The sequence below is a fragment of the Flavobacterium sp. ASW18X genome (genome assembly GCF_005144745.1).
Classification (GTDB): Bacteria; Bacteroidota; Bacteroidia; order Flavobacteriales; family Flavobacteriaceae; genus Croceivirga.
Genome location: NZ_SWKK01000010.1, coordinates 1 through 14864, shown reverse-complemented (window position 1 = coordinate 14864; position 14864 = coordinate 1). Strand labels below are relative to the sequence as shown.

Annotated in this window: 15 protein-coding genes; 10 read left to right on the top strand and 5 right to left on the bottom strand. The window is 38.5% G+C overall.

Features of this window, described 5'->3' with window-relative positions:
• Positions 1-23 precede the first annotated feature (23 nt).
• Both FBT53_RS08045 and FBT53_RS08040 read right to left on the bottom strand, forming a co-directional pair.
• Positions 24-1862: an SLC13 family permease gene (locus tag FBT53_RS08045; protein ID WP_136950671.1), complete on the bottom strand. Its 1839-nt coding sequence runs from the start codon at positions 1860-1862 to the stop codon at positions 24-26.
• Positions 1863-1879: 17 nt separating this feature from the next.
• Positions 1880-2671, bottom strand: a complete 792-nt coding sequence (locus tag FBT53_RS08040) for a universal stress protein (RefSeq protein ID WP_136950670.1) — start codon at positions 2669-2671, stop codon at positions 1880-1882.
• A 183-nt stretch (positions 2672-2854) separates the two neighbouring features.
• On the opposite strand from FBT53_RS08040, the gene FBT53_RS08035 reads away from it, so the two are divergent.
• The 10 genes from FBT53_RS08035 (at position 2855) to FBT53_RS07990 (ending at position 12742) form a co-directional block, all read left to right on the top strand.
• Positions 2855-3577 (top strand): DUF2490 domain-containing protein, encoded by a 723-nt coding sequence (locus tag FBT53_RS08035; RefSeq protein WP_136950669.1) that lies wholly within the window; start codon positions 2855-2857, stop codon positions 3575-3577.
• A gap of 76 nt (positions 3578-3653) precedes the next feature.
• Positions 3654-4379 (top strand): energy transducer TonB, encoded by a 726-nt coding sequence (locus FBT53_RS08030; protein ID WP_136950668.1) that lies wholly within the window; start codon positions 3654-3656, stop codon positions 4377-4379.
• A 131-nt stretch (positions 4380-4510) separates the two neighbouring features.
• On the top strand, positions 4511-5869 hold the full coding sequence (gene hemN / locus FBT53_RS08025) for an oxygen-independent coproporphyrinogen III oxidase (protein ID WP_136950667.1): 1359 nt from the start codon (positions 4511-4513) through the stop codon (positions 5867-5869).
• Between the two features lie 20 nt (positions 5870-5889).
• Positions 5890-6711, top strand: a complete 822-nt coding sequence (locus FBT53_RS08020) for a universal stress protein (RefSeq protein WP_136950666.1) — start codon at positions 5890-5892, stop codon at positions 6709-6711.
• A gap of 143 nt (positions 6712-6854) precedes the next feature.
• Positions 6855-7274, top strand: a complete 420-nt coding sequence (locus FBT53_RS08015; RefSeq protein ID WP_136950665.1) for a CBS domain-containing protein — start codon at positions 6855-6857, stop codon at positions 7272-7274.
• 178 nt (positions 7275-7452) lie between these two features.
• Positions 7453-8307 carry a DUF5694 domain-containing protein gene (locus FBT53_RS08010; RefSeq protein ID WP_136950664.1) on the top strand — a complete coding sequence of 285 codons (855 nt, stop codon included), beginning with the start codon at positions 7453-7455 and terminating at the stop codon, positions 8305-8307.
• 268 nt (positions 8308-8575) lie between these two features.
• Positions 8576-9316 carry a hypothetical protein gene (locus tag FBT53_RS08005; protein ID WP_136950663.1) on the top strand — a complete coding sequence of 247 codons (741 nt, stop codon included), beginning with the start codon at positions 8576-8578 and terminating at the stop codon, positions 9314-9316.
• Between the two features lie 146 nt (positions 9317-9462).
• Positions 9463-11955, top strand: a complete 2493-nt coding sequence (locus FBT53_RS08000; protein WP_136950662.1) for a glycoside hydrolase family 3 protein — start codon at positions 9463-9465, stop codon at positions 11953-11955.
• 148 nt (positions 11956-12103) lie between these two features.
• Complete coding sequence (locus FBT53_RS07995) at positions 12104-12406, top strand: DUF3810 domain-containing protein (RefSeq protein ID WP_136950661.1); 303 nt, start codon at positions 12104-12106, stop codon at positions 12404-12406.
• Positions 12407-12742, top strand: coding sequence for a hypothetical protein (locus FBT53_RS07990; RefSeq protein WP_136950660.1), 336 nt, complete (start codon positions 12407-12409; stop codon positions 12740-12742). It abuts the gene before it with no gap.
• A 72-nt stretch (positions 12743-12814) separates the two neighbouring features.
• On the opposite strand, the gene FBT53_RS07985 is transcribed toward FBT53_RS07990, so the two are convergent.
• The 3 genes from FBT53_RS07985 to FBT53_RS07975 form a co-directional block, all read right to left on the bottom strand.
• Positions 12815-13684: a glycerophosphodiester phosphodiesterase family protein gene (locus FBT53_RS07985; protein ID WP_136950659.1), complete on the bottom strand. Its 870-nt coding sequence runs from the start codon at positions 13682-13684 to the stop codon at positions 12815-12817.
• A 121-nt stretch (positions 13685-13805) separates the two neighbouring features.
• Positions 13806-14198 (bottom strand): hypothetical protein, encoded by a 393-nt coding sequence (locus FBT53_RS07980; RefSeq protein WP_136950658.1) that lies wholly within the window; start codon positions 14196-14198, stop codon positions 13806-13808.
• 294 nt (positions 14199-14492) lie between these two features.
• Positions 14493-14762 carry a hypothetical protein gene (locus tag FBT53_RS07975; RefSeq protein ID WP_136950657.1) on the bottom strand — a complete coding sequence of 90 codons (270 nt, stop codon included), beginning with the start codon at positions 14760-14762 and terminating at the stop codon, positions 14493-14495.
• Positions 14763-14864 lie beyond the last annotated feature (102 nt).

The window sequence follows — 14864 nt, the reverse complement described above, 5'->3', positions numbered from 1 at the left end:
GTGTTGTTTTTACAATGCTGTTATTAGAATTTCCATATAAGTGGTACCAGGACTATGGTTGCTAAGAAAAAAAACAACAATAAAGGACCGCCAACCTTTACATAATCCTTAAATTGATATCCACCCGCAGTCATAACCATGGCGTTGGTTGTGGTGCCCACTGGGGTTAAAAACGCTGTAGATGCACTAATGGCAACGGTAATTAAGTAGGGTTTAGGAGAAACCCCTAAAGAGGTGGCCGCCAGCAAGGCTATGGGCGCCATTAGTACTGCGGTGGCCGAATTATTTATTGTTTGACTAAATGCTGTTGTGAGTAAAAATATACCTCCCAATAAGGCGGTAGGACTCCATGAGCCAAGCGTGTCTACTAAATTAGTTGCTGCCAATTGTGCAACACCTGTTTTTTGTAGTGCTACTCCCATAGGTATCATAGCGGCAATCATAATTACACTGGTCCACGAAATACCTTTGTACGCTTTATTAATAGGAACGCAACCCGTAATCATCACTAAACCTGCACAGAGTAACGCTGCTATGGCACCAGGAAGTACTTTAAAAACCAATAAGCCAATCATTAGCAGCAATGCTCCAAGAGCAATATAACTTTTAGGCGTTAATTGCGGAACGTTTTTGGCCATGGACTCTGGACTACCTACAATAACTAGATTTTCATATACGGATTTTAAACCATCTATTTCACTCCATGGGCCACGTATGATAAAAGCGTCACCTGCCTTTATAGTAATAGCTTTAGTTAAAGGTCTATCATCCCTAGAAGCGGCTAAAAGCTGTACACCAGATTTTTGCAGGTAAGAACCTAGATTTATAGTCTTGCCGACAAACACAGATTTTGGTGTAATAAGCATTTCTGCCATACCAATTTCTTGATTAATGAGCTCGTTTTTTAAGGTCTCTTTTTCTGGTGGAGTAGGGATAATCCCTAAACTGAATTTTAAGGTTAAAAAATTAATATGTTCTGCATCGCCCTTAACCGTTATGATATCATGGTAACGCATTTCTGTGTCTGGGTCTGGTAACTCTACAAAGGCGGGTGTTTTTTGTTGTAAAGGACTAGGGTGTCTACGTTTTAAGCGCATTACACATACTTTATATTTATCTTCAAAACCCCAATCGCCAATTTTAGTACCTATTAACGGGGACATGGAACGGATGCGTAAACGGTATAAATTGTCACCAATACTATATCCTTCTATCCATTTATTCATTTCTGCATCTATGTTAACAGGCTTGTTTTTGGTTTTATTACTAGGGAGCAAACGGTAGCCTATGTACCTAAAGTACAGAATGGCAATAAGGAGTAGCGGGAGCCCTATCAAACTAAATTCAAAGAAAGAGAATCCCTCAAACCCAGCTTCTACCATTGCATTACTAGCAATAATATTTGGTGGTGTACCCGTCAGCGTCAATAAACCTCCCGTATTAGAACCAAAAGCTACGGGCATTAATAGCTTAGAAGGAAGGGTGCCAGCATTCCAAGCGGCAGAAACGGTAACGGGCAATAAAGCAGCCACAGTACCAGTGTTACTAACAAAACCAGATAGAACACTTGCACCCAAGGTAACAATAACTAGTAGTTTAGGGACACTCTTACCGGCCCAATTAACAAAACATTGACCAGCTAAGGCAGTCCACCCTGTTCTGGATAAGCCTTCTCCTATAATAAACAAAGCGGCAATCATAATCACGGTAGCATTGCTAAAGCCGCTTAATGCCTCTGTCATATCCAATACCCCAAATAGATATAGTGATAGTAGGGACATTAATGCCACCACATCTGGTGGGTATTTTCCCCACACAAATAAGGCAATGGTTAGTATTAATATGATGATTAAGATGGTCATAATCGTGGTATAGAAGGTTAATCCAACGTAAGTACAGGTACCGTGGCGTGTAGGGTTAATAATTTGGTAAGCCTACCTTCTGATGGTTTTGTTTTCTCGGCATGGTTTCTAGGGATAATAGCTAAAAGGTCTATCTCTTTATCTGCCACATAGTCCATAATACCTTGCTCTATATCCTGATTTTTTTCAAAATCATGCGATGCATAAAAATGCTCCAAATAGTATTCTAAGGAGTCCTCATTAGACTCAACCACTACTTTTTCTTTATAAATACTCTCTTTGTAGATGGTTAGCACGTGTACTTTAGCATTAAAACTCCTTGCGATGTCTAATAAAAAGTTGAGGACGCTCTTGTGTTCTATCTCTTCATTGCCTAAAACCAAGGCAATGTGCTTAGGAGTATCTACCGTAGTTTCTAACGGAATAGACAGTACAGGGCAATCTGCTTCTAACACCAATTTAGATGTATTAGTTAGATGGGTGTCTGCACTACTATCGCCCATAGTGCCCATTAGAATAAGGTCTGCTTCTAAAAAGTTTTGTTCACTTAAGATTACGTTGGTAATTTCTCCTGTGACCATTTTTAGCTTGGGTACGTTCTTGGTTTTTTTATTTAATGAAGCAACCAAGGACACAAACTTAGCTTCAGAAGACACTTCTTCTAAACTTGTTATAGGGCTAGTACTAGCGTATACAGCTGTAATTTTAATATCGTTCTCAAAACCTACGAATGTTAAGGCGTAGTCTAATGCGTTGATAGCCGATTCTGTAAAATCGAAAGGGACCAAAATGTGTTTAATGTGATTCATACCTGATGTTTTAGAGGTTAACTAATAACACTGTAAAAGTAGGGTCCCCCTAGCGGGCAAAATATGACAGATATCAGCTTTTGAATACTTTACATTCTCTTAACCTTAAAGTTTGATTACCTGATATTTATCATGAATTCCTAGCCTATTAGAGTAGACCTTTGGTATATAAAATGGAATACCATGAAACTGGCTTCATATTTCTTCCGCCTTTGTTTTTTAGCACTAAGTTTTTATACGCTAGTGGGGTTTACACAAGAAGCTCCAAAAGACCAAGTAGGTACGTGGACACAACTGGTTGGCACCCATCAAATTGCTAATAATTGGAGCATCCCAACGGTAGGTATTCTAAGACAATACAACTATGCAGAAAGCGTGGAATTTGGATTTTTACGTGTTGGTGCCAATTATAAATTAAATTCCAATACATATATAGGTGCAGGGGTAGCATTCTTAGACCACCATCCTTTTGAGAAGGTAAACTCCTTAGAACAAAAAGGTCAATTCTGGTTGTACCAAGAAATGGGATGGAAGCATAGTAAAAAATTTGCACAGCGCTTTCGCTTGGAACACCGATGGAAACACAGTGGAACTACCCATACATTTGGACCACGCTTACGACATCGCCTACAATTTACACAAGCTGTAGACGCATCAACCTACGTAAAAGTTTCTAATGAGCATTTTTTAGAGTTGAACGAATTTAAAATAATGCAAAACCGATTTTTCATTGGACTTGGTAAAAAAATAACGCCAAACCTGTGTTTAGAATTAGGCTATTTAAAAAATCACGTAGGCAAAGAAAATTACGACCGCCTTAGATTCAGCCTTTATTTTAAGACCAAACTATATAAGGATAAACAAAATAAGGTTGCTCAACAAGAAGAAAAAGCAACATCTCAATAAAAAAGGTAAGCATGATAATTGTCATGTTTTAAGATACTTAGCTAGATTACTTTTATACTATAAAATCGTAATACCCATGGAACTGAAGAAAAACCCACAAGTAGATTTAAGTAGAGATAGTGGTCTTTATTTTGTAATAGGATTAACTATTGTCTTGTTCGCTGTATGGAGAATGTTAGAACATAAAACCTATTCCACAGCAGAAGAATTTGTAACCATAATGCAAGTTATGGACGATATAGATGAAGAAGTACCAGTAACCCACATGCAAACCAATTTTACACCACCGCCACCACCTGCTGCTCCAGACGTTATTTCTATTGTAGAAGATATGGAAGAGGTAGAAGAGACTTTAATAGAAAGTACAGAAAGTAGCCAAGATATTTACGTGAATGATGCCGTGGTAGCTGTAGATGAGGTAGAGGTAGTAGAAGAAGAAGAGGAGATTACCGTTCCCTTTGCTGTGATAGAAGAAGTGCCTATTTTTCCTGGCTGCGAGGGTTTAGCAGATAATGAAGCCCGTAAAGCATGTTTTAATCAGAAAATTCAGGAGCATATTAAAAACAACTTTAAGTATCCAAGTACTGCTTTAGAATTAGGGATACAGGGTAAAGTTTATGTGCAGTTCGAGATTAATTCTAAGGGCAAGGTAGCCCATATAAATAAAAGAGGTCCGGATAAATTGTTAGAGGACGAAGCAGTAAGAATTATAGCAATGTTACCGAATATGACACCTGGTAATCAAAGAGGCAGACCAGCTACAGTACGATATGGTGTCCCAATAAATTTTGTGATGCAATAATGGGGTTTTCGTTTTTTTTGTTGATGCCCTGCAGGCTACAAAGGCTGCAGGGCATTTCTTTTATAGCAACCTGATAAATATCATATTTTACAAAAACGCCTAACCTTAGCTTTGGAGTATAATTATTAGGTATGTGCAATTTAGTTCAGAAATACAATGTGGCAGGACCACGGTATACCAGTTACCCAACGGTTCCCTATTGGGATATTACCGAATTCTCTGGTAAAAAATGGAAAGATAGTGTGGTTAAAAGCTTTGGAGAAAGCAAAGAAGAAGGTATAAGTTTATATCTACACCTACCGTTTTGCGAAAGTATGTGTACGTTTTGTGGCTGCCACAAGCGCATTACCAAAAGGCACGATGTAGAACTACCTTATGTAAAGGCATTACTGAAAGAGTGGCATTTGTATTTGGAGCTATTGCCAGAGCGTCCGTTACTAAAAGAACTGCATATTGGCGGAGGTACACCTACCTTCTTTTCCCCGCAAAATTTAGAAATGTTGCTTAGAGGTATTTTTAGGAAAGCTAGAGTAGCGACAGACGTGGAAATGAGCTTTGAAGGGCACCCCAATAATACAACAACCGCCCATTTGCAACTATTGTATGGGCTAGGTTTTAAGCGGGTCAGTTATGGTGTACAAGACTACAACTTAAGAGTGCAACAGGCCATCCATAGAGTACAACCGTTTGAGAATGTTAAGCAAGTAACGGAACAGGCCAGAGCTGTGGGTTACACTAGTGTGGGGCATGATATTATTTACGGTTTACCCTTCCAAACACTAGAAGACGTTAAAAATACCATTACAAAAACCAGTGAACTACGCCCAGACCGTATTGCTTTTTATAGTTATGCACATGTACCGTGGTTAAAAGGCAATGGTCAGCGTGGTTTTAAAGATTCTGATTTACCTTCCGCAGCATTAAAACAATCACAATACGCTTTAGGTAAAAAAATGCTTACAGACATGGGGTACGTTGATATTGGTATGGACCATTTTGCCTTGGCTACAGATGCGTTAACCACTGCTGCTGCAAACGGAAAGTTGCACCGCAATTTTATGGGGTACACACCTTCTAAAACCCAATTGATGATTGGCTTAGGTGCCAGCAGTATTAGTGATAGTTGGTATGGTTTTGCCCAGAATGTAAAAAATATAGAGGAATACCAAGATTTAGTAGCAAATAATGTTATTCCGGTCTTTAGAGGTCACATTCTTAACAATGAAGACATTTTAATAAGAAAACATATTCTTAATTTAATGTGCCGATTTAAAACAGCATGGAATACAGAGGACCACGGCGTTTTACCGCTGCAAGAGATACAAGAAAGATTACAAGAATTGGCCAAAGATGATTTAGTCTTGGTAGACGATAAAGGCATTACGGTGACCGAAAAAGGAAAGCCTTTTATCAGAAACATAAGCATGGCCTTAGATTTAAAATTACAGCGCAAAAAGCCTGATACCCAATTATTCTCAATGACCGTTTAACCTATTTAAAAGCAAAAAAAATGAAAAGTATTGTAGTACCCATCGATTTTTCTCAACAATCGGAAACAGCCTTAAAAGTAGCTGCAGACATAGCTAGAAAACATAATGCCACCTTGTATGTAATGCACATGCTAGAATTATCGCCCTCCGTAACGTCTAATACAGATTTAATTCCAGGAGAGCATATGGTACATCTGCTTAAAATAACAGAAGACCGCTTTGCTAAGTTTTTAGAAAAGCCCTACTTAGAAGGTATAGCTGTAACACCTATAATTAAACATTACAAAGTGTTCTCTGAAGTAAATGAAGTAGCAGAAAAACACAAAGCAGACCTTATTGTCATGGGGTCTCATGGCGTAGATGGTTTAGAAGAACTATTTATTGGCAGCAATACAGAACGCGTAGTACGTAGTGCTGAGGTTCCGGTTTTGGTCGTGAAAGGTGATATGACAAAATTTAATGCGGAACGTATAGTGTTTGCATCAGATTTTAAACTAGAAAGTGTAGACGTTGCCAAACGCGTGGTGGCATTTGCAGCGCTTATAGGCGCAGAATTACAAATGGTGTACATTAATACCCCTGCAGATAACTTTTTGAGTACCGCAGATACCTACAGCCGTATTTCTAAATTTTTAGACCAAGCAAAACTAGGTAAGGAAGTGGTGATTTATAATGATTATACGGTAGAAAAAGGAATACTTGCTTTTGCAGATAGCAATGCTGCAGATATGATTGCCATTCCTACGCATGGTAGAAAAGGAATTACCCACTTTTTTATGGGTAGTATAGGAGAAGATGTAGCTAACCACAGTGAAATTCCTGTGGTGACTTTTAAAATATGATTTGTTTTACCAGTTCAGTTTGGTATTGTTTACAGGGAGTCCCGCTACGGCGGGACTTTTTTTATGGTGTAATCTGATAATTGTCATGTTTTTAGCACGTTAACCGTACTACCTTTAGGTATGTAAATTAAAAAACTAAACCCATGAAAAAGCGTGTTCCAGTTTCCGAAATAATGACCAGAAATGTCATCACTTTGTCTACACAAGATGATTTGGTTACCGCAGAAGAGTTATTTAAAAAACACCATATTAGACACATTCCTGTAACCGAAGGTGAAAAGGTTATTGGTATGATGAGTTATACAGACCTAATGCGCATCAGTTTTGCAGATGCGATAGATGAAGAAGAACAAGATGTAGATACTATGGTGTACAATATGTTTACTATAGAACAGGTCATGGTTAAAGATGTAATTTCTGTACAGCGTAGCACTACAATAAGAGATGTTGCTTTGTTTTTATCTCAAAAAGAATTTCATGCATTACCTGTTGTAGATGGTGATACCTTGGTGGGCATTGTTACCACTACCGATTTAATTAATTATCTATTAGAACAATATTAAAAAATAGGCTATTGGGGAATAGCCGCATTGTGTGTAGTTTGGAGGAGGTACTTATAGGCGAGGACCTCCTCTTTTTATATAGCTGGACTCATTTTTAAGGCAAAAAATAGTTTAGTGATGTAACAAATTTTAAAGTAATTCATCTTATACCTAGAGCAATCAATAACCTATCAAAAAAATGAAAATTACTACTTTATTTTGTTTATTACTCTTAACGAGTGTTACCTTCCTTAGCGCTCAACCTAAGACAACCTTGCAATCCAAGCCTAAAGAGGTACTTTTGTTGGGTACGTTTCACTACCATAACCCAGGTGCAGATGTAGCCAAAACCAAATCTTTTGACATCCTTAGTCCAAGTGCCCAGAAAGATTTGGATAAGATGACCAAACAACTGGTAAACTATAACCCTACAAAAATCTTTGTAGAATGGCCACATCACGAACAAAAAGAACTAGACTCACTTTACAACCTGTACAAGGCGGGCAACTATTTTAAACAAGAAAACCTATCTAATTTTTACAAAAAAAATGAGATTTTTCAACTAGCGTTTAGGGTAGCCAAGGCCAATAACCAAGAGCGGGTATATGCCATAGATTACACGGATACCAACTTTCCATATACAGAGGTGATGGAAGATATAGAAGCCAACCAACAAACCCAATTACAGCAAGAAATAGAAGAAAAACTAAAGTGGTTTAGTGCAGATTTTGATGCGCAAATAGATCAGGGAGTTTCCTTGATTGCCTTAACCTTGGGGATGAATACCGAAACCATGCGGTACGAGAGTAATAACTTGCACAACAACGTACTTTCCCTTGCCGGTAACACAGAACAATTTAATGGCGCGCTCTTAACTGCAGAATGGTACAAAAGAAACTTGTACATGTGGTCTTTGGTACGCAAGTATACAGAAGAAACCGACGAGCGGGTCATGGTTTTAGCGGGTTCTAGCCATACGGCTATGTTCGAGATTTTTGTTGATTATGATAAGAAATGGCAAATGATAGAAGTGTCTCAAGTTTTAAGAGAATAGAGGTTACTATCTATTTTGTTTTATTAGCAGCAATGTTTTGTGGTAGTGTTGCAGATTAATTAAAATATAGGTGTACACTAAAGTTACCTTAACTATGGTAATTGCCATTGCTATAGTAGGTAATATAACCATCACCGATTTAATAATTATTTACTAGAACACTAGCTTTTGGCGAAGAGCCACAAGGAGTGTAATTTATAGAAAGTTCTTAAAGTTAAGAACCTCCTCTTTTCACAATTTGGGAGTATCTTGCAGTGAATAAGCTCCTATGGAAGAACGCTATGAATTAGATATCATCCAAAGCCTGGTAATAATCATGTTTATTTTAGGCTTGGTATGTCCGCTATTATTGTGGATTGGGTACATTGCTATTAAATCAAAAACATATGTTCAATTAGCAGGCTGTTATGTGTATGCTGTCGCAGCAATGGTCATAATTCGTAAGTTGATAAGAGAACCAGATAAGCGCTTTTTTGCAGCAGCCCAGGCTAAGGAGTTTAAAGCAAAAGCCATTTTTAGGTATGAGCCGCAGGAGTGGCGTTCTGTGATAGAGGAGTGTATAGCGCAACAAAAAGCAAAGCATTTTAAAGCTATGGGGATTACTCTAGCAATTGGATTTGCGGCATTAGTATTAGGGTTGTTTTTGGGTAAGGATAACGATGGTGAATTTGCTTTGATTGTTGGTTTTACTTTAGTGTTGAGCGTAGCCGTTTGGGCCACGGGCTTTTATATATACATGTTAGAACCACTTAAAAAAGTAAAACTAAACCCAAACAGACAATGGCATCAATATCAATATGGTATGGTACACTTAGAGCAAAAATTTACACTTAAAAAGTTCGCTCACATTAAAACCGAAGGTAGAAAGATAAAGAATGCAAAAAATTACTTGTATATAGAAGACGAAACTCGGGGAACCAGTGTGGATGGGTATGATATGAATATCCTCCGTAAGTTTTATTTAAGGCTACCAGAAAATTTTAATTTAAAACGCTATAAAGAACTATAACGTTAACGTAAAGAATTACAAGTATCGCAAGGTGTAAAATTTTTTAAATTTACAGGTACACCCGTATATTGCATCGCACTAAACTAAAACGTAAGAAAGGAATAATAATTCCTTTCAACTATTCTAATAATTCTAATTTTTAAAAAATGTTTACCAAAGCCGTACTAAGATGCACGCTAGTTACAGCCTTGTTTTTTGTAGCCTGTAAGCAGCAACCCAAAACAACAGAAAAACCACCAGAAACCAAAGCGTTACTCACAGATTGGCCTGTTTTTGAGCCTCAACCCTTAGATTCTACCATAGAGGCGCAAATAGATAGTTTGTTACCCCAACTCACCTTAGAACAAAAGGTAGGGCAAATAATACAAGCAGATAGTGAGTCTGTTACGCCAGAAGAAGTAAAACAATACCGTTTGGGTTCGGTTTTAAGTGGTGGTAATTCTGCTCCCGGAGATAAAGCCTACGCAGATGCTAAAACATGGTTGCAGATGGCAGACCAGTATTACAATGCATCTATGGATACGGATGGGGTAGAAGTAGCTATCCCTATTATTTGGGGTATAGATGCCGTACATGGACATGGCAATTTAGAAGGTGCCATTATTTTACCACATAATATTGGGCTAGGCGCTACCCATAACCCAGAGTTGATACAACAATTAGCATCTATTACAGCACATGAACTTACAGTTTCTGGGCACGATTGGACGTTTGCCCCAACCTTAGCCGTGCCGCAAGATGTGCGCTGGGGCCGTAGTTACGAGGGGTTTTCTGAGGAGCCAGACCTGGCAAACAGGTATGCGGATAAAATTGTATTAGGCTTACAAGGCACTAAGGGCGATGCAGACTTTATGGGAGCAGGTCGTGTAATTTCTTGTGCTAAGCACTTTTTAGCAGATGGAGCCACAGAAAATGGTGTAGACCAAGGCGATGCTAAGATTGATGAATCTGAATTGCTCAATGTACACGCAGCAGGCTATTACAGTGCTATCCCTGCCGGAGTACAAACGGTGATGGCTTCTTTTTCTAGTTACAATGGCAGAAAATTGCATGGCGATTATGAGTTACTGACAGAAGTTTTAAAAGGGAAACTGGGATTTAATGGCTTTGTTGTAGGGGATTGGAACGGTCATGGCCAAGTACCCGACTGTACTAATGAAGATTGCCCCAATGCTTTTAATGCAGGGGTAGATATGTTTATGGCACCAGATAGCTGGAAAGGGCTTTATGAAAGTACGTTGAAACACGTAAAAGCAGGAACCATAACTATGGAGCGCCTAGATGATGCGGTCCGTAGAATTTTACGGGTGAAGCTGGCTTCTGGTATTTTTGATAAGGGAGCACCAAGCACGCGTAAATTTGCTGGAGACGAGCGTCAACTAGCATTACCAGAACACCGTGCATTGGCACGCCAAGCCGTACGGGAATCTATGGTTTTACTTAAAAACAATGATAATATACTACCACTAGATGCGAGCAAAACCATCTTGGTAGTAGGTGATGGTGCGGAACATATTATTAAAGCTGCTGGCGGATGGAGCTTGTCTTGGCAAGGCGAAGGCCATACTAATGAAGAGTTCCCTAATGGCGAATCTATATTAGAAGGTATAAAAGAAGCAGTTGCAGAAAAAGGAGGGAAGCTTATCTTTTCGCCAGAGGCAGATGCAAGCCTTACGGCAGATGTAGTAATAGCCATTTATGGGGAAGACCCTTATGCTGAGTTCCAAGGAGACCGTAAACATTTAGATTTTGTGCCCAATGCTTTTGATACTGCCAAACTTTCGGCTTACAAAGAAAAAGGGATTCCTGTAGTAAGTGTGTTCCTTTCTGGCCGCCCTATGTGGACTAACCCAGAGCTCAACCTTTCTGATGCTTTTGTGGCTGCTTGGCTACCAGGAAGTGAAGGTGGTGGGGTATCGGACTTGTTGTTTAAGCGTGATGCAACATACGATTTTACTGGAAAACTATCTTTTTCATGGCCTGCAACTGCTGTAGCACCACAAACCAAAGATGTGCTTTTTAAGCTAGGTTATGGTTTAAATTACAGCAGCAAAGAAACGGTTGAGGTATTACCAGAAAACTCAGGTTTAGAAAATTTAGAGGTAGCCTCTACTGGCGTCTTTTTTGATAAAGGGCAGCCTACCGCGCCTTGGCGTTTGCAATTACAGTCGGCCGATTTAGAAAAGCAAGTGGCCAGTTTCCCAACCTCTATTGGTGGGTTATTGGTAGGGAAAACAGACCATATGGCACAAGAAGATGCGTTAAAATTAGAGTGGACTTCTACAGAGCGTATACAAGCACAATTGATTGCGACCACTCCTGCAGATATGGCAAGGGAAAGCAATGGCGCCATGGAACTTGCGTTTTACGCACGTACTTTTGACCAAGAAACAGCAACAGTACAAATTGGAGTTTGCAGTGCCGCTGGGCTATGCAACCAACAACTAGAAATAGGTATCTCTGGGCAAGCATGGAAAGAATACCGTTTGAGCCTTAGTTGTTTTGAAAAATTGGGGACTGATATGACTGCAGTAAACACTGCTTTTAGCATTAGCGCACCAAAGGGCACTACATTAGGACTGTCTGCCATACAACTGGCTACGGATGCCGATGCCAAACCAGGATGCGACGGTAAGTAAAGACCAACACATTCCAAGAATTGAAAGCGAGGGCACAGGCCCTCGTTTTTTTATGCTGTGATGTACAACGATTTCTAACTACAGAATGAAAATTGTTTTAAATGATTATTTTTACGCGTTAACGTTAAACTAACAAAGAACCACAAGCATGCAAGACCACCGTAATCAGGAAAAACAGACCATCATCATCAACCAACAAAACCAAAGCAATAGCATGGGATTGGCAGGTCTTATACTGTCTATCTTAGCATGGTTTTCTAGCTGCCTACCTATTGCAGGTTCTATTATTTGGTTGCTAGGTCTTATCTTTTCCATTATAGGCCTATTTAAGCGTCCAAGAGGTACAGCTATAGCGGGCTTGGTTATTTCTTGTATAGGCTTAATTCTATTGCTATTCTTTTTTGGTGCCTTGGCATTTCTTGGACTTACCGCGGCAGCTTTAGAAAGTTAAATGAAATCGCTATACGCATGTATTGCTTTGCTGCTTTGTACGCTGGTCTTAGGGCTAACCGCATGGTTGGCATGGCAACAGACAGCTAACATACGTGTTGCACAAAACAAGACGGCGACATATCTAGATTTAGAAAAACAGCGAACAGCGGCACGTACAGGTTTATCGCACTGCGAAAAAGAATTACTGAAAAATAGCTTAATCTTAGAAAATGCTAAGGCTACAGCGGTCTCCCATGTAGCTGTCCAAAATTTGAATATACTATTGGCACTACTCGGTGTATTGCTACTGTTATGGGGACTGCTTTTGTTTATCCTGCTAAAACAACGCGTGTAGCCGCATTACAATTGCGGTGATTATCCGTTACAGTACTACAAAATTATGCTTCTTTTTAATGAGCTACTGCAATTAGTTTTTATGCGTTATAAGTGCTTTTTGCGTCTCTAAGGGTCTGTCTGTAGCAAAAACGTCAATACCTAGTTTGGCCCAGTCCCTGTAAAGATGGTCACCTCTTGCAGCTGCACGCTTATCTAAGTTTCCTAAAGTACCTAGCATGCAAATTACTCCTTTATCGTGCAGTTGGTCATATAAAGAAACATCTGATAATCTGGTACCTGTAAATGCCACCATATTAGCCCATGGTATACCAGAGTCAGCAGCTCTGTTAAACTCTTCCATATTTCTGATACTTACAGAGAGCATAACGTTAGGATTACGTTGATACAATTTTTGGGCGGTTTCTATAGCATAGGTTATTATAATAGTTTGTTCTAAAGCATTGTTATCTTCTATAAACTGAAGTACTTCTGTAGGGTCCACGCTACGTTTAATATCCACTGTGAGGATGGCATTTTCTTTTTTTGCCCAATCCAATACCTCTTTAAACAGTGGAATTTTAAAGGGTACAATCGAATCAAAATCGTCTTTAAGGGTGAGTTGAGACATGGTTTCCCAACTGTTTTGGTCTACGCTGCCAGAGCCAGTAGTGGTACGTTCTAAGGAATTATCGTGCATCAGCAATAGTACCCCATCTTTACTTTTTGCCACATCAATTTCAAATAACGCATTGGGTATATTTTTTTTGATGTACTGCATGGTTTCTAAACAATTTTCTGGATAGCCAGGGTAACCTTTGCCCCCGCGGTGTGCACTAATTAATACCTCACTGTTTTCCGTGTAGGTAAATTTGGTTGGTGTGGTATCCTCTTGCTTGTAGTTTACTTTACACCCAACAAAAAGCAATGAAAGAAGTAAATAGGGTAGTAAAAGTTTTTTCATACTATTAAATTTCAGTTGCGTTATAGCGGTGTTGCCAAAGGTACTTGTTTTAGCAGTGGCTTACCCTCAAATAGGTTATTCATTTTTCTAGGATTAAATGATGAATTATTCTAGTTCGGTTTTATGGTTTTAGTGTTACGCGATATAATTTTTCATAATCTGTGAGGATAACAGTGTCTTTACTTTCATGTAGAATATGTACCCCATCCCCATTATGTGTGTTTTTTGCTTTGAATTTTGTTGTTTGCTTATTTAATGAGAGTTCTATATAATTATAGCCATAAGGGGTATACCCCACTACGTAATGATTCCCAGTGAAGGAATTACCTAGAACAACCTTGTCAAAAGATTTTGGGCTTTTTGTTACATCCCATATAAATTCTAATCGATTACTGCGTGTTTCTTCTAACATCTCTTTAAAATTTTGCGAATGGTCATTTCTTATATACAAAGCGAGTTCTTTATTCTTAAACTTTAAAACACTCACGGAGTATGCTAGCGGATATATCGACATTACATTTGGTTTTAATTCTTCTAATTTAGCAGCGATTACATCTTGTTCTTTTTAATAAATAATAGGGATTAAACTATCTATGTGCCTTTTACGTTCAATATTTTCTTTAGCATCCTTATCCAGGTTGTAAACTAGGTTTAATGAATCCCTGATGGCATAACCCTCTCTAGAATTTATGATTAAGTTTTCTATTTTTTCTTTTTTAAAATTATTTAGAAACGATATTTTGTAAACCTCTGTTAGTTCAGGATTTTGATTAAGTTCTATGGAATAAATATCTCCGTTTTTACTGATTTAATTGTTAGGTGCCTGTATTGTTTTTGTGGTATATAATTGTCTATCAATAATAACCAACTCACCATCGCTATTATGGGCAAATAGGTATTTCTCATTGCATTTAATACCATATAAATTAGGGGTTATTTGTTTTATGCATAATTGATCATTGGTATGCATTGGGAAAATTGGAATTTCGGGATGTTTATCCGCTTCAGGGGTTCGATACCCGCAAGAAATAAACAGTAACATATAGATTAGAGCAGGGGTTTTTAAAAGGTATTTCATTCAGAGTAGGTTTGTCTTGTCCTGAAATAGGTTGACCATTTTTTTGAGATTAAATGGTTAAAAATTCCAGTTGTTTTTTATTTTTTCTGTACGATTTGTACG